The organism is Sphingomonas phyllosphaerae (assembly GCA_036946405.1).
GTDB lineage: Bacteria > Pseudomonadota > Alphaproteobacteria > Sphingomonadales > Sphingomonadaceae > Sphingomonas > Sphingomonas phyllosphaerae_D.
Window position 1 is genome coordinate 2,155,665 of record JAQIJC010000001.1, and the last position, 14,635, is coordinate 2,170,299.

General features: G+C 67.6%; 14 protein-coding genes. 10 read left to right on the top strand and 4 right to left on the bottom strand.

Annotated elements, in window-relative coordinates:
* Window positions 1–226: 226 nt before the first annotated feature.
* Both rnc and lepB read right to left on the bottom strand, forming a co-directional pair.
* Window positions 227–922 carry a ribonuclease III gene (rnc, locus tag PGN12_10235; protein MEH3104271.1) on the bottom strand — a complete coding sequence of 232 codons (696 nt, stop codon included), beginning with the start codon at window positions 920–922 and terminating at the stop codon, window positions 227–229.
* Window positions 923–924: 2 nt separating this feature from the next.
* Window positions 925–1,740, bottom strand: a complete 816-nt coding sequence (gene lepB, locus PGN12_10240; GenBank protein MEH3104272.1) for a signal peptidase I — start codon at window positions 1,738–1,740, stop codon at window positions 925–927.
* A gap of 95 nt (window positions 1,741–1,835) precedes the next feature.
* On the opposite strand from lepB, the gene pgi reads away from it, so the two are divergent.
* Genes pgi through PGN12_10255 form a run of 3 tightly spaced genes read left to right on the top strand, consistent with a single transcriptional unit; the run spans window position 1,836 to window position 3,975 of the window.
* Window positions 1,836–3,326, top strand: a complete 1,491-nt coding sequence (gene pgi / locus PGN12_10245) for a glucose-6-phosphate isomerase (GenBank protein MEH3104273.1) — start codon at window positions 1,836–1,838, stop codon at window positions 3,324–3,326.
* Window positions 3,327–3,370: 44 nt separating this feature from the next.
* Window positions 3,371–3,583, top strand: a complete 213-nt coding sequence (locus tag PGN12_10250) for a type II toxin-antitoxin system VapB family antitoxin (GenBank protein ID MEH3104274.1) — start codon at window positions 3,371–3,373, stop codon at window positions 3,581–3,583.
* Entirely contained in the window at window positions 3,580–3,975 is a 396-nt protein-coding gene (locus tag PGN12_10255) for a PIN domain nuclease (GenBank protein MEH3104275.1), read from the top strand. The genes PGN12_10250 and PGN12_10255 overlap by 4 nt, the downstream gene beginning before the upstream one ends.
* Window positions 3,976–4,078: 103 nt before the next feature.
* Here the strand turns inward: PGN12_10255 and PGN12_10260 are convergent, their stop codons facing one another.
* On the bottom strand, window positions 4,079–7,315 hold the full coding sequence (locus PGN12_10260; protein ID MEH3104276.1) for a DUF4981 domain-containing protein: 3,237 nt from the start codon (window positions 7,313–7,315) through the stop codon (window positions 4,079–4,081).
* A 152-nt stretch (window positions 7,316–7,467) separates the two neighbouring features.
* Between PGN12_10260 and PGN12_10265 the strand changes: the two genes are divergently transcribed.
* Together PGN12_10265 and PGN12_10270 are read left to right on the top strand one after the other, a co-directional pair.
* Window positions 7,468–8,778 carry a sugar porter family MFS transporter gene (locus PGN12_10265; protein MEH3104277.1) on the top strand — a complete coding sequence of 437 codons (1,311 nt, stop codon included), beginning with the start codon at window positions 7,468–7,470 and terminating at the stop codon, window positions 8,776–8,778.
* 58 nt (window positions 8,779–8,836) lie between these two features.
* On the top strand, window positions 8,837–9,214 hold the full coding sequence (locus tag PGN12_10270) for a hypothetical protein (GenBank protein MEH3104278.1): 378 nt from the start codon (window positions 8,837–8,839) through the stop codon (window positions 9,212–9,214).
* Window positions 9,215–9,238: 24 nt separating this feature from the next.
* Here the strand turns inward: PGN12_10270 and PGN12_10275 are convergent, their stop codons facing one another.
* Window positions 9,239–9,991, bottom strand: coding sequence for an IclR family transcriptional regulator (locus PGN12_10275; protein ID MEH3104279.1), 753 nt, complete (start codon window positions 9,989–9,991; stop codon window positions 9,239–9,241).
* A 154-nt stretch (window positions 9,992–10,145) separates the two neighbouring features.
* On the opposite strand from PGN12_10275, the gene PGN12_10280 reads away from it, so the two are divergent.
* Genes PGN12_10280 through PGN12_10300 form a run of 5 tightly spaced genes read left to right on the top strand, consistent with a single transcriptional unit; the run spans window position 10,146 to window position 14,581 of the window.
* Window positions 10,146–11,447, top strand: a complete 1,302-nt coding sequence (locus PGN12_10280) for an aldo/keto reductase (GenBank protein ID MEH3104280.1) — start codon at window positions 10,146–10,148, stop codon at window positions 11,445–11,447.
* Complete coding sequence (locus PGN12_10285) at window positions 11,444–12,646, top strand: UxaA family hydrolase (protein MEH3104281.1); 1,203 nt, start codon at window positions 11,444–11,446, stop codon at window positions 12,644–12,646. Before PGN12_10280 ends, PGN12_10285 begins: the two co-directional genes overlap by 4 nt.
* Window positions 12,647–12,649: 3 nt before the next feature.
* The gene (locus tag PGN12_10290; GenBank protein MEH3104282.1) at window positions 12,650–13,381 is read left to right on the top strand and encodes an SDR family oxidoreductase; all 732 of its coding nucleotides are present in this window, start codon (window positions 12,650–12,652) and stop codon (window positions 13,379–13,381) included.
* A gap of 10 nt (window positions 13,382–13,391) precedes the next feature.
* Entirely contained in the window at window positions 13,392–14,237 is an 846-nt protein-coding gene (locus PGN12_10295; protein ID MEH3104283.1) for a fumarylacetoacetate hydrolase family protein, read from the top strand.
* Complete coding sequence (locus PGN12_10300; GenBank protein MEH3104284.1) at window positions 14,234–14,581, top strand: L-rhamnose mutarotase; 348 nt, start codon at window positions 14,234–14,236, stop codon at window positions 14,579–14,581. The genes PGN12_10295 and PGN12_10300 overlap by 4 nt, the downstream gene beginning before the upstream one ends.
* Window positions 14,582–14,635 lie beyond the last annotated feature (54 nt).

Here is a 14,635-nt window from a genome sequence, read left to right on the forward strand (position 1 = left end):
AGTTGCGTTTCGTGCGGGGAGAAAAGGGCGGGGCCGGATGGCCTCGCCCTTTTCCTTGTCTGCGGCCAGTCTGGAGCGTGATCCCTCAAAGCTGAAGTGGAGCCGTCACCCGTCACCTGTCATGCCGGGCTCGTTCCGGCATCCACCGTTCCGCCAGCACACGGTCGGTTGTTCCTGCGGGTCGGTAGACCCCGGAACCAGTCCGGGGTGACGGCGGGAGATGGTCCTACCGCCGTCGCTTGCGCCGCGGCGTCGCCTGCGCGCTCAGCACGTCCAGCAACGCCTGTGCCGCCGCGGTTTCGGCTTCCTGCTTGCTGGCGCCCTCCGCGCTGACCTCGTCCTTGCCGACCGTCACGCGTACCGTGAAGCGTGGCGCGTGGCCGGGACCGGCGCGGTCGATCAATTCATAGGCGGGGACCGCACGCCGGTTTGCCGCCGCCCATTCCTGCAACGCCGACTTCGGGTGCTGCGGCGCCTTGTCGTCGCTGTGGATGCGATCCGCCCACAGCCGCCGCACCGCCGCGCGCGCTGCATCGAGCCCCGCGGTCAGATACAAGGCGCCGAGCAGCGCCTCCATCACGTCGCCGAGCAGGTTGTCGCCATGCTGCGCGCCATCGTCGCGCGCCTGCTTGCCGAGCCGGACATGCGCGACCGCACCGATCCCGCGCGCCACCTCCGCGCAAACCGCACCGGTCACCAGCGCGTTGAAGCGCTTCGACAATTGCCCCTCGGGTTCGTCGGGGAACACCTCGCTCAACCACTCGGCCATGATGAGCCCGAGCACCCGGTCACCCAGGAATTCGAGCCGCTCGTAGCTTTCGCCGGTGTGGCTGGAATGCGTCAGCGCGCGCTTGAACAACGCCGGGTCTTCAGGGTGAACCCCCAGAACCTCGCTCACCCATGACGCGACATCGTCGCTCACGCTCAGAAGCCGTGACCGATCCGGCTGAACCGCGCCGCCGATACCCAGGTCCACGGCTTGATCCACTCGGCCGAGCCGTCGGTCGACCAGAAGGTGACCAGCGCCTTGCCCTGGATGCGCTCCATCGGAATGTAGCCCATCCCCTCCGGCGGCGCGAAGCGGCTGTCGGCGCTGTCGTCGCGATTGTCGCCCATCAGGAAGACGTCGCCGGCCGGGACGGTGTACACGTCGGTATCGTCAGCGATCGGCAAATTGCCCTGATCGAGCACCTCATAGCTGCGCCCGCCCGGCAGCGTCTCGCGGAAGCGCGGGTAGCGGCAGATCGGCTGCCCGGTCGCGTCGACGTCCTGAAACTCCGCGCCGCACTTCTCGGCCGGAAAGTTCGGGGTGAGCGGCACGATGAAGTCGGCGACGCGCTGCTTGGGAATCGCCTTGCCGTTGAGGAACAACTGACCGTTGCGCATCTGGATCGTGTCGCCAGGCAGCCCGATCACGCGCTTGATGACGTCGTGATCGTCCGGTCCCAGCGAGCGGAACACCACCGTGTCGCCGCGCGTCGGCGTGCTGGCGAAGATGCGCCCGGGGATCAGCGGAATACCCCAGGGCAGCGACCAGCGCGAATAGCCGTAGTTCCACTTCGACACGAACAGATAGTCACCGATCAGCAAGCGCGGCAGCATCGATTCGGACGGGATCGAAAAGGGCGAGAAGATGAAGCTGCGCAGGACGAACACGAACAACGCCAGCTTCAGCAGGAAGCGGATCGTTTCGCCGGTTTCGGAACGCGCGGGCTTGCCGGGGGCAGCAGGGGTGGCCATGAAGCACCGCGTCGCGCAATGCCCGCGCTTCGTCAAGCGGAGCCTTGGCCGGCGCGAACGGTTGTGACCCGCAATTGCTCGGAAGGAAGACGCACGTGGCGGATTGGTCAAGGATCGAAGCGCTCCCCAAGGAGCGGCTGGAGACGCTGTTCGCGAACGACCCGGATCGGCTGGCGAAGCTGTCGCTCGACGTCGCGGGCATTCATTTCGACTGGTCGAAGACGCATCTGACCCCGGAGGCGGTCGCCGCCTTCGAGGCGCTGGCGAAGGAAACCGACCTCGCCGGCAAGCGCGAGGCGATGTTCGGCGGGCAGAACGTCAACGTCACCGAGGATCGCCCGGTCGAGCACACCGCCGAACGCGGCGAGGGCAAGGATGAGAGCGTCGCACGCGCCGCTTCCTATCACGCGCGGATGCGTGCGGTGATCGACGCGATCGAGGCCGACGCCTTCGGCCCGATCCGCCACGTCCTTCACGTCGGCATCGGCGGGTCGGCGCTCGGGCCGCATCTGCTGATCGACGCGCTCGGTCGCGACAGCGACCGCTATGACGTCGCGATCGTCTCGAACGTCGACGGCATGGCGCTCGACGACGTGTTCGACCGCTTCGATCCCGCCACCACGCTGCTGGTCGTCGCCTCGAAGACCTTCACCACCACCGAAACGATGATGAATGCCGAGAGCGTCATCGCGTGGATGACCGGGGCGGGCGTCGAGGACCCCTATGGCCGCGTCGTCGCGCTGACTGCTTCGCCCGAGAAGGCGATCGAGTGGGGCGTCGACGAAACGCGCATCCTGCCCTTCTCCGAGGGCGTCGGCGGGCGTTACTCTTTGTGGTCGTCGATCGGCTTTCCGGCCGCGATCAAGCTCGGCTGGGAGCAGTTCGAGGAACTGCTCGACGGTGCCGCCGAGATGGACCGCCATTTCCGGCTGACCGCGCTCCACGAGAACGCGCCGGCGCTCGCCGCCTTCGCCGACCTCTATTACACCCAAGTCCGCCATGCCGAGACCCGCGCGCCTTTCGCCTATGACGAACGGCTGCGGTTGCTTCCGAGCTATCTCCAGCAACTCGAGATGGAGTCGAACGGCAAGGGCGTGACGGTCGATGGCCAGCCGGTCGGCCGCCCGACCGCCGCGATCACCTGGGGCGGGGTCGGCACCGACGCGCAACATGCGGTGTTCCAGCTGCTCCACCAGGGCACGCACCTCGTCCCCGTCGAGTTCCTCGCGGTGATCGAGGCCGGCGACACCCTGCCCGCGGAACATCACCGCCAGTTGCTGCTCAATGCCTTCGCCCAAGGCGCAGCGTTGATGCAGGGCAAGCAGGTCGATGATCCCGCGCGCAGCTATCCCGGCGACCGACCGTCCTCGACGTTGCTGCTCGACCGGCTCGACGCCCGGACGCTCGGCGCGCTGATCGCCTTCTACGAGCACCGCGTGTTCGTGAACGGCGTGCTGCTCGGCATCAACTCGTTCGACCAGTTCGGGGTCGAGCTGGGCAAGGAAATGGCCAAGGCGGCGGCGAAGGGCGGCGGCGACTTCGACCCGTCCACCACGGACCTGATCGCGCGCGCCGGTCTGGCGTAAGCGCGCGCCACCGATTATGTGTATGGCTCTGCGGAGCCATACACATGCGGACCAATATCGACATCGACGATCGCCTCATGGCACAGGCCATGCGGATCACTGGCAAGAAGACCAAGCGTGATGCCGTCCATGAGGCGCTTGCGCGGCTCGTGGAACTGGACCAGCAAGCCGAAATCCGCAGTCTGCGCGGCGCGATCGACTGGGTCGGCGATCTCGATGACATGCGCACCAGCAAATACATTCCGGCGGACACGTGATCCTTGTCGATTCCGGCGTGTGGATCGACTATTTCGGCGGCGCGCGCACGCTGCAAACAGAGTGGCTCGATGCGCAACTGTCGCGGCGACGGTTCCTGATCGGTGATCTGATCCTTGTGGAAGTCCTGCAAGGTTGCCGCACCGATCGTCAATTCGAGACGCTGCGCACCGCGCTCGGCAGCTTTCGTTCGATACCGATCGTAGACGACGTCGTGGCGCTTCAGGCGGCCCGCAACTATCGCACGCTGCGTGCCCGGGGCATCACGATCCGCAAGACGATCGATACGCTGATCGCCACCCGCTGCATCATCGACGGCGTTCCGCTTCTCTACAGCGACCGGGACTTCGTGCCGTTCGTCGCGCATCTGGGCCTGCGCTCCGCCATGGCCTGACGCCCCCCCCTCGGGCCGGGTCCCGCTTCCTCAACGACGGTCGTTGCGATGAAGCGGGGTTCGGGATCGTATCCGGGGCGACGGGGCGGGTAGTGCGGCTGTCTTATTCTTCTCCCGTCGCGCTGGCCGGCTTCGCGCCCGCGCCGTGCGCGTCGCTGGCGACCGGCGACAGTGTGAAGCCGTAGCGCAAGGGCGCGACCTTGATACGATATTGCTCGAGCGGGCGGCCCCAGTCGCTCCATTGCGTATCGCCGCCGATCCCCGATTGCACCGCATCGACCAGCAGGCTGCCGTTCGCGCCGGGGACGATGTCGGTGCTCTTGCGCGTGCCGGGCTCGCGGCGGTTCAGCTCGGTGTACGGGAAGGCGAGCGCGTTCATCGACAGCGGCTGGTCGCCGGTGACGCGCAGGCCGCCATCGGTGCCGCGCACCAGCTCCATCCAGCGCACGTCGACCTTGTTGCCGGTTTCCTGCGGGCGGAGATAGTCATGGTTCTGCGCCGCGATGTCGCCGCGCCACAGGCCGATCGGCGCCGAGGTCTTCCGGTCGCTGTAGCTTTCGTGCGGCCCGCGCCCGTACCATTGCACGACCTTATAGTCGCGCGGGGTGACGTAGGACAGGCCGACACGCAGCGGATCGCCGAGCGTCGTGTCGAGCGGCTGGAAGTCGCCCGTCACCGCGACGCTGCCGTCCGCCGCCATCTGGTAGCGGGTCGAGAAGCGCGCGACATTGCCGCCGGTCAGCCAGCGGACGGTCACCGCCGCGCCGCCGCCGGGCAGCTTCTGCGTGTCGATGCCCTCGACGACGCGTTCGTCGGTGGCGCGCTGCCACGGCACGTTGCGCCGCTCGCTGCCGACGCCGAGGTCGTTGTCGGTCAGCGCGCGGGTGAAGTTGGGCGCGCCGCCCGACAGCAGCACGCGCCCGCCGGTCGCATAGCGATCGACCAGCCCGGTCTTGCGATCGATCACCAGCGCGGTTTCGCCCGCCGACAGGCGGACGGTGCCGCCGCTATTGTCGAGCTTGACCGGGCCGTTGTCGGCGATCGTCGCAGCGGTCGGGGCAGCGCTGAGCGGGAACTGCTCCCAACCGACCAGTGTCCCCGCGGCAACACCGGGGGTGGTGCCGGCCTTGGCGCGGTAGCTGACGGTCAGGAAATATTCGGCGTCGGGGCGGCGGGCAAAGCCGGTCGGCGCGAGCGCGACGCGCGCGCTCTGGTGCGCGGCGACAGTCGGCGCGGGCAGCGTGCCGCGGGCGACCGCGACGCCGTTCTCGAGCACTTCCCAGCTATAGTCGTAAGCCTCCGCACCGAGGAAGTCGTGGCGGTTGGCGACGGTCAGCTGGCCGGCGTTCGCGTCGTACCCGGTGAACTGGACCGGCGCGTAGACCTTGCGGACCTCGTACAGCTGCGGATTGGGGGTACGGTCGGCCTGGAGCATCCCGTCGCCGAACTCGATGTCGCCGCCGGGGTTGGGGCCGTATTCGCCGCCGTCCCCCCAGTAGCGCCGCCCGTCCTTGGTATAGCGGTACATCGCCTGATCGACCCAGTCCCACGCGAAGCCGCCCTGCAGCTTGTCGGGGTGCGCGTAGATCGTGTCCCAATATTCCTTCAGGTTGCCGCCCGAATTGCCCATCATGTGCGCATATTCGCACTGGATCATCGGCTGCTTGTAATTCCAGTTGGTGGCGTAATCCTCCATCTTGGCGACCGGATCGTACATCGGCGCGTAGATGTCGGCGAACCAGTTCGGGCGGTGCTGCTGCACGCCCTCATAGGTGCCCCAGCCGAGATAGCTGATGAGCCGGCCGGGATCGCGCGTCTTGGCGGCGGTGCCGGCGGTCGCGAAGTTCGGGCCGATCCCCGCCTCGTTGCCGAGCGACCAGAAGATGATCGAGGGATGGTTCTTGTCGCGCTCGACCATGTTGAGCACGCGGTCGACATGCGCCGACTGCCACGCCTTGTCGAAGCCGAGCTGGTACACGCTGCGCTGGCGCGGGTAGCGATTGCCCATCTCCATATAGGCGTGGCTCTCGATATTGGCCTCGTCCATCACGTACAGGCCGTAGCGATCGGCGAGTTCATAGAGATACGGGTCGTTCGGATAGTGCGAGGTGCGCAGCGCGTTGATGTTGTTGCGCTTCATCAGCTGGATGTCGTGCTCCATCGACTCGCGACTGACGACGTGGAAGGTTTCCGGATCGTGTTCGTGGCGATTGACGCCGCGGATCGTGATCGGCTTGCCGTTGACGCTGACCAGACCGTTCTTCATCTCCACGGTGCGGAAGCCGATCCGCTGATAGGTCGACTGGATGATCGCGCCCTTGGCGTCGTACAGCTCGACCAGCAGCATGTAGAGGTTGGGCGTCTCGGCGCTCCACGGCTTCACCCCGGCGACGGTGGCGGAGAGCGTCGTCTTGCGATCGGCGTCACCGGCAGCGAGCGGCGCGCGACCCTGCGAGACGATCCGGTCGCCATCCATCAGGACGTAGCGCGCGCTGACCGCCGCACCCGGCGCGACCGACAGGTCGACCGCGAGCTTGCCGTCACGGTAATTCTCGTCGAGCCCGGCGTGAACGAAGAAGTCGCGGATGCGCGTCTTCGGTGCAGCCATCAGATAGACCTCGCGCTCGATCCCCGAGACGCGCCAGAAATCCTGATCCTCGAGATAGCTGCCGTCCGACCAGCGGAACACCTGGATGGCCACGGTGTTCGCACCCGGCTTCACGAAGCGCGTGACGTCGAACTCGGACGGGAGCTTGCTATCCTCGGAATAGCCGACCTGCTGGCCGTTGACCCACACCTTATAGGCCGAGCCCGCCGCGCCGATGTGCAGCACCACGTCCTGCCCGGACCAGCCGGCGGGCAGGTCGATCGTGCGACGATACGAGCCGACCGGGTTGGTGGCGTGCGGGATCAGCGGGCGATTGGCAGGGAAGGGGTAGGTGATGTTGTTGTAGCGCGGCTGATCATAGCCCTCGGTCTGCCAGTCGGCGGGAACCTTGATCGTCTTCCACTGCGAGGCATCGAAATCGGGACGCTCGAAGCCGGTCGGAAGCTTGTCCGCGTCAGGCGAGAAGCTGAACTGCCATTGGCCGTTGAGCGACAGGAACCGCTTCGATTCCGTGCGATGGCCGGCCAGCGCCTTGTCGCGCGTCTCGAACGGAAAGCCGGTGGCATGCGCCGGCATCCGGCCGATGTAGTTGACGGCCGGGTTCTCCCAATCCGGACGCTGCGGATCGATCTGCGGCTGGAGCGGTACGTTCTGGGCGGCGGCATGGGCCGACACGCTGGCGAGCAACGCTGCGACAAGAACAGCGCTCCGGCGCTGGCCGACGTGATGCACGGTAATCCTCCCGATTAAGTCATTTTGTAAGACAAGTATCGGCTGCATCCGGCTTTGCCAAGAGCGCGTGCGGGTTGACGGGACGCGTGGTTTGCGGTCCCTGTGCACGAGCGGGCCGCGCGGGGCGGACGATGCGGGCGGAGCACGATCTTTTGAACACGACCTTGCTGCGCGGCGTGCTGGTGGGCGGACTGGCCGGGCTGTTGTTCGGCTTCGACACAGCGGTGATTGCGGGGACGACCGAGGGGATTCGCACCGCCTTCGCGCTCGACGCCAGCGGAGTCGGCATCACCGTGTCGGCGGCCTTGTGGGGGACGCTGGCGGGGGCGTTGCTCGCTGGCTTGCCGGGCGATCGCTATGGCGCGCGCAATGCGCTGAAGGGGATCGCGCTGCTCTATTGCCTGTCGGGGCTGGGGTGCCTGATCGCGTGGAGCTGGCCGGCGCTGATCGTGTTCCGCGTCATGGCCGGGCTGGCAGTCGGCGCGTCATCGGTGCTGGCACCGGTATACCTCGCCGAGATCGCGCCCGCCGAGCGGCGCGGGTTGATGGTGGGGACGTTCCAGCTGAATATCGTCCTCGGCATTCTCGCCGCCTATCTGAGCAACGCGGTGGTCGGCAGCTTCGATCTGGGCGCGGGCGACTGGCAGGTGAAGCTCGGCGTCAGCGCGGTGCCGGCGCTGCTGCTGCTGTCGCTGATGTTCACGATCCCCGACAGCCCGCGCTGGCTGGCGGCAAAGGGGCGCGAGGACGAGGCCGAGACCGTGCTGGTCGGGCTGGGCGTCACCGATCCACGGCGCGAGCTGGAAAGCTACGCGCGCGCCGCGGCGGCGGTGGCGGTGGGTAGCGCGCCGCGACTGTCGTGGGCGCGGCATCGCAAGCCGATCCTGCTCGCCTTTGCGGTGGCGTCGTTCAACCAGCTCTCGGGGATCAATGCGATCCTCTACTATCTCAATGATATCTTCGCTGCGGCGGGCTATGACGCGGTGTCGGCGGACCGGCAGGCGGTGACGATCGGGCTGTGCAATTTCGTGTTCACCGCGCTGGCGTTGCTGGTGATCGACCGGCTGGGGCGGCGGACGCTGCTGCTGATCGGATCTGTCGGGCTGACGCTGGCGCTGGCTGGAACTGCGGCGGTGTTCCTGACCGGGCAGGGGCAGCAGTATCTGCTGGCGCTGCTGATCGCGTTCATCGCCTTCTTCGCGTTCAGCCAGGGCGCGGTGATCTGGGTCTATATCAGCGAGATATTCCCGACCGACGTCCGCGCGCGCGGGCAGGCGCTCGGCTCCTCGACGCATTGGGCGATGGATGCGGTGATCGCGATGGCCTTTCCGGTGATCGCGGCGCACACGCGCGGGCTGCCGTTCGTGGTGTTCGCGGCGATGATGGCGGTGCAATTCGTGGTGGTGTGGTTGTTCTTCCCAGAGACAAAGCAGCGCTCGCTTGAGGCGATCGGTGCGGATTGATCTATTGATAATCATTCTCATCTAATCTATGCACTGATCCGGTTGTGGAGGATCGGGCATGAGTGTCGTCGCACCGCCGCTATCGTCGCCGTCGCGCGGGATTGCGTATCTGCTGCCGACGCTTGCGCGCGGGTGGCGCGCGGCACGTGATCGCCATGCCTGTACGCAGCAACGCCTGCACCGCTTGCTCGCGCCGCATGGGACCGGGATGCTCGCGCCGGTGTTCGACAGTCTGATGGCGTTGTACGAGGCGGCGTTGGGACGCGACTTCGCGGTCGGGACCGCGGCAGCACTATCGGCCGACGAGCGGATGCTGGTCGACCTGCTCGACGGATCGCGGCCGCAGCGCGCGTGCATCGACTGCCCGGAGGGCGCGGCGCGGGCGCTGCATTGCTCGATCTGCTCGACGCGGATCATGCTGGCGATGATGGGGTGATGTCGACGTCCGACGGAAGGTGGCTCAGTCGATCGTCGGCTGGAGTTGCGCGCTGACCGAGCGCACCGCGTCGCGAAGCAGCGCGCGGGTTTCGTCCAGCGACACCCGTGCGGCACGCCCGGCGACGAACGGGACGGTCAGCGCGGCGCGTGCGGCACCGTGTTCGAGCACCGGTGCCGACAGATCGGTGATCCCTTCCAGCATCGGGCTGGGGGTGACCGCATCGCCCTCCGCGACCAGCGCGTCGAGCCGTTCGTCGAGCGCGGGATCGATGTCGCCCCCCGCGTCGCGGACTTCCGCCACCATCGCCGCGCGGACCGGCGTCGGCTGGAAGGCGAGCAGCACGCGCCCCGAGTTCGAGCGGTGCAGCGGCCGGCGATAGCCGACGCGCACTGCGAAACCCGACAGGCCGGGCGCCTCGACACCGGCGATGACCACCATCTCGGCGCCCGATGCGACCGCCAGATGGCAGCTTTGCCCGGTGGCCCGCGCAAGCCCCTGCATTACCGGCAGTGCGGTGATGGTGAGATCGCGTACCGGCGGACGACCCATGCCGAGCGCAAAGAGCCGGTTGGTGAGACGATATCCCTCATCGTCGCGCGCGATGTAGCGATGCTCCTCCAGCACCTGGAGCATGCGGAAAATCTCGCCGACCGATCGGCCCAGCGCGCCGGAGATATCGGACATCGTCAGGGCCTGTTCGGAGGTGGCGAGCAGTTCCAGAATCTCCAGCCCCTTCTTGAGCGCGGGAGCCTGATAGCGGGGCGGGGTCGTCATGGTCGGCGTATCCTAGCTTCGCGGAACCGACCACGCCAGCAAAGAGACGGTCGCGCGAATGAAAGCATCTTTCATATTTCAATTGCTTGATCAGCCTTCTAGGTTGCCGGTTCGGTGATCGCGCGACAAGATCAAGCCGAGAGAGGAAGCGTGCATGTTCCAACACTTGGCCCCCGGTTCATCGCCGCCCGATCGGCGGTGCGATGCCTTGCCGCGGTTCGGGATGGGAACGGCGGCGATCGGCAACCTCTATCGCGCGATCGATGACGCCACGGCGGAGGCGACCGTCGCCGCGGCCTTGGACGCCGGAATCCGTTACTTCGACACCGCACCGCATTACGGCTTCGGGCTTGCGGAGCGGCGGCTCGGCGCGGCGCTGGCGCGGCTCGATCCGGAGCGAACGCGTGCGGTTTCCACCAAGGTCGGGCGCGTGCTCGCGCCGACCGACGCGGCGGGGGTGCGGCATGGTTTCGTCGATGCCGATCCGTTCGAGCCGGTGTTCGACTATACCGCCGACGGGATCCGGCGGTCGTTCGACGCGAGCTGTGCGCGGTTGCAGCGCGATCACGTCGACGTGCTGCTGGCGCACGATCTCGGGCGGCTGACGCATGGCGAGGCGCATGAGCGCCACCTGCGCGACTTTCTCGACGGCGGCTATGCCGCGATGGTGGCGTTGCGCGAAACCGGCGCGGTCGGCGCGATCGGGGTGGGCGTCAACGAGGTTGCGGTGTGCGAGGAATTGCTCGATCGCGTGCCGCTCGACGTGATCCTGCTGGCGGGGCGCTACACGTTGCTCGATCGCAGCGCGAAGCCGTTCCTCGATCGCTGTGCAGCGCAGGGTGTGCGCGTCATCATCGGCGGCGCGTACAACAGCGGCATCCTCGCGCGTGATCCGGCGGACGCCGACCCAGCGCAGTCGCATTACGATTACGCCGCCCCCCCCGCGACGCTGGTGGAGCGGACCCGCGCGCTCGCGCGGACCTGCGCCACCGCGGGCGCGGCGCTGCCCGCCGCCGCGATCCAGTTTCCGCTGCGGCACCCGGCGGTGGCGTGCGTGCTCGCCGGCCTCGGCAATCCCGAAGAGGTCGCCGATCTGCGTGAGCGGATCGCCGCGCCGATCCCGGACGATCTGTGGCCGGCGCTGGAGGCGCGCGCGCCCCAGCAGCTGATCCTGCTCCACCCCGACGACAATGTGATGATCTGCGTCGCGCCGATCGCGGCGGGCGACCTGCTGCCGGTGTCGGGCGGGACGATCCCGGCGCGCGAGGGCGTGACGGTCGGGCACAAGATCGCGCGCCGCCCGCTCAACGCGGGCGACAAGGTCATCAAATATGGCGCGCCGATCGGGTCGATGACCGACGCCGCGGCGGCCGGACAATGGGTCCATATGCACAATATGAAGAGCGACTATATCGCCAGCCATACGCGCAGCACTATGACGGAGCGGCGCGCATGATCGAGGCATGGCAACGCGCCGACGGGCGCAAGGGCATCCGCAACACCGTCGCGGTCGCCTATCTGGTCGAGTGCGCGCATCATGTGGCACGCAAGATCGTCGACAAGGCCGACGACGCCGACGTGCATCTGATCGGCTTTCCCGGCTGCTACCCCAACGCCTATGCCGCGCGGGTGATGGAGGCGGTGACGACGCACCCGAATGTCGGTGGCGTGGTGATCGTGTCGCTGGGCTGCGAAAGCTTCGATCGCGAGCGCCTGCAACAGGTGATCCGCGACAGCGGCCGCCCGGTCGAGCTGTACGTCATCCAGCAGACCGGCGGCACCGCGGCGACGATCGCCGCCGGGCTGGACGCCGTCGCGCGCGTCAAGGCGCAGATCGCCGACGTGCCGCGCGTGCCGATGCGCGTCGACGAGCTGATCGTCGGCACGATCTGCGGCGGCTCGGACGGGACCAGCGGGATCACCGCCAACCCGGCGGTCGGACGCGCGTTCGACAGACTGGTGGCGGACGGTGCGACCTGCATCTTCGAGGAAACCGGCGAGCTGGTCGGGTGCGAGGGGATCATGGCCGATCGTGCGCTGACCCCGGAGCTGGGCGAGGAGATCATGGCCTGCGTCCGCAAGGCCGAGGAATATTACACGATCATGGGCTTCGGCAGCTTCGCGCCAGGCAACGCCGAGGGCGGACTGACGACGCAGGAAGAAAAGTCGATGGGGGCGTATTCCAAATCGGGATCGTCGCTGATCAGCGGGATCATCAAGCCCGGCGACGTGCCGCCGGCGGGCGGGCTGTATCTGCTCGACGTCGTGCCCGATGGCGAGCCGCGCTTCGGTTTTCCGAACATTTCCGACAATGCCGAAATCGTCGAGATGATCGCGTGCGGGTGTCACCTGACGCTGTTTACGACGGGTCGCGGGTCGGTGGTCGGATCGGCGATCGCGCCGGTCATCAAAATCTGCGCCAACCCCGAGACGGCGAAGCGGCTGGCGGCGGACATGGACATCAACGCCGGGCGTATCCTCGAAGGCGACGCGACGCTCGACGAGGTCGGCGCGGAGATCGTCGACGCGATCATGGCGGTGGCCGGCGGCCAGCCGAGCGTGTCCGAGGCGCTCGGGCATCGCGAATTCATCCTGACCTACAAGGCGTTCGACCCGGTGGGGCCGGCGTGCCTGCCGGTCGCTGCACGGAGCTAAGCAATGGAAGGCCGGTTGAAGGGCAAGGTCGCGTTGATCACCGCGGCGGGCAACGGGATCGGGCGCGCCGCCGCGCTGCGCTATGCCGCCGAGGGCGCGCGGGTGATTGCGACCGATATCGATGCGGGCGCGCTGGCCGGGCTCGACGGGTGCGAACGGCGGGCGCTCGACGTCACCGATGCGGCGCAGATTGCCGCGCTGGTCGAAGAGGTCGGGCGGATCGACGTGCTCGCGAACATCGCGGGCATCGTCCATGCGGGCACGATCCTCGACATGAGCGATGCCGAGTGGGAGCAGGCAATTGCGATCAACATGACCGCGATGATGCGGACGATCCGCGCGGTGCTGCCAGGGATGCTCGCGGCGGGCGGCGGGGCGATCGTCAACATGTCGTCGATCGCCAGTTCGGTGAAGGGCATCCCCAACCGCTTCGCCTATACCGCGACCAAGGCGGGGGTGATCGGGATCACCAAGGCGGTCGCGGCCGATTTCGTCGGGCAGGGGATCCGCTGCAACGCGATCTGCCCCGGCACGGTCGATACGCCGTCGCTTCAGCAGCGGCTGCGCGACACCGGCGATTACGAGGCGGCGCAACAGGCGTTCGTCGCGCGGCAGCCGATGGGGCGGCTGGGGCGCGCGGAGGAGATCGCGGCGCTGGTCGCCTATCTGGGCAGCGATGACGCCGCCTTCACGACCGGCGCGGTGCATGTCATCGACGGCGGCTGGGTCAATTGAGGAAAATCGCATGAAGCTGGTACGTTACGGGGCGCCGGGCGCCGAGAAGCCCGGGATGGTCGACGCTCAGGGGCAGGTTCGCGACCTGTCGGCGCATGTTTCCGATATCGCGGGCGTGGCGCTGGGCGATGCCGAGCTGGCGCGGCTGGCGGCGATCGATCCGGCGACGCTGCCGGTGGTCGAGGTCGAACGCTACGGCCCGTGCGTCGGCGCGGTCGGCAAGTTCCTGTGCATCGGGCTTAATTATTCGGACCACGCCGCCGAGACCGGCGCGACCGTGCCGAGCGAGCCGGTGATCTTCACCAAGGCGACCAGCGCGATCATCGGCCCCGACGACAATGTCCAAATCCCGAAAGGCTCGACCAAGACCGACTGGGAGGTCGAGCTGGGGATCGTGATCGGCAGCGAAGCGCGCTACGTCGACGAGGCGGATGCCGAGCGGCATATCGCCGGCTATTGCGTCATCAACGACGTGTCGGAGCGCGCCTTCCAGCTTGAGCGGCAGGGGACGTGGGACAAGGGCAAGGGCTGCGACACGTTCGGGCCGATCGGGCCGTGGCTGGTGACCCGCGACGAGGTCGCCGATCCGACCGCGCTGGGCATGTGGCTGGAGGTCAATGGCCAGCGCTATCAGGACGGGTCGACGTCGACGATGGTCTACAAGCCGGCGTTCCTCGTCAGCTATGTCAGCCAGTTCATGTCGCTCCAGCCCGGCGACGTGATCTCGACCGGCACGCCGCCGGGCGTCGGCATGGGGCAGAAGCCGCCGGTGTTCCTGACGGCGGGTGACGTGATGGAACTCGGGATCGAAGGGCTTGGGCAGCAGCGCCAGACCGTCGTGGCGTATCAGGCATGACCGAACGCCACGTCCTGCTGGTCGATATCGCCGACGAGCCGGAGGCGGTCGCGGCCTATGAGGCGTGGCACGCCGCCGGCGCGGTGCCGGCGCCGGTGATCGCGAGCATCCGCGCGGCGGGGATCGTGGCGATGGACATCTATCGCACCGGCGGGCGGCTGGTGATGGTGATGGAGACGGATGAGACGTTCGATGCCGCGGTCAAGGCGGCGGCGGATGCAGCCGATCCCGACGTGCAGGCGTGGGAGGCGAAGATGGACGCGTACCAGCGGCGTCTGCCGTGGGCCGCGCCGGGGGTGAAGTGGGTAGAGGCGCGGCGGATATTCTCGCTGGCGGAGCAATGATTCACCCGTCGTCCCGGACTTGATCCGGGACCCCGCTTTTCTGTCGTATGCGTG

What these genes read in the sequence shown, in the direction of transcription:
- PGN12_10285 (MEH3104281.1), top strand. Translation starts at nt 11,444, where the DNA reads ATGATCGAGGCATGGCAACGCGCCGACGGGCGCAAGGGCATCCGCAAC.
- PGN12_10270 (MEH3104278.1), top strand. Translation starts at nt 8,837, where the DNA reads ATGAGTGTCGTCGCACCGCCGCTATCGTCGCCGTCGCGCGGGATTGCG.
- PGN12_10300 (MEH3104284.1), top strand. Translation starts at nt 14,234, where the DNA reads ATGACCGAACGCCACGTCCTGCTGGTCGATATCGCCGACGAGCCGGAG.
- PGN12_10290 (MEH3104282.1), top strand. Translation starts at nt 12,650, where the DNA reads ATGGAAGGCCGGTTGAAGGGCAAGGTCGCGTTGATCACCGCGGCGGGC.
- lepB (MEH3104272.1), bottom strand. Translation starts at nt 1,740, where the DNA reads ATGGCCACCCCTGCTGCCCCCGGCAAGCCCGCGCGTTCCGAAACCGGC.
- PGN12_10250 (MEH3104274.1), top strand. Translation starts at nt 3,371, where the DNA reads ATGCGGACCAATATCGACATCGACGATCGCCTCATGGCACAGGCCATG.
- PGN12_10280 (MEH3104280.1), top strand. Translation starts at nt 10,146, where the DNA reads ATGTTCCAACACTTGGCCCCCGGTTCATCGCCGCCCGATCGGCGGTGC.
- PGN12_10275 (MEH3104279.1), bottom strand. Translation starts at nt 9,991, where the DNA reads ATGACGACCCCGCCCCGCTATCAGGCTCCCGCGCTCAAGAAGGGGCTG.
- PGN12_10295 (MEH3104283.1), top strand. Translation starts at nt 13,392, where the DNA reads ATGAAGCTGGTACGTTACGGGGCGCCGGGCGCCGAGAAGCCCGGGATG.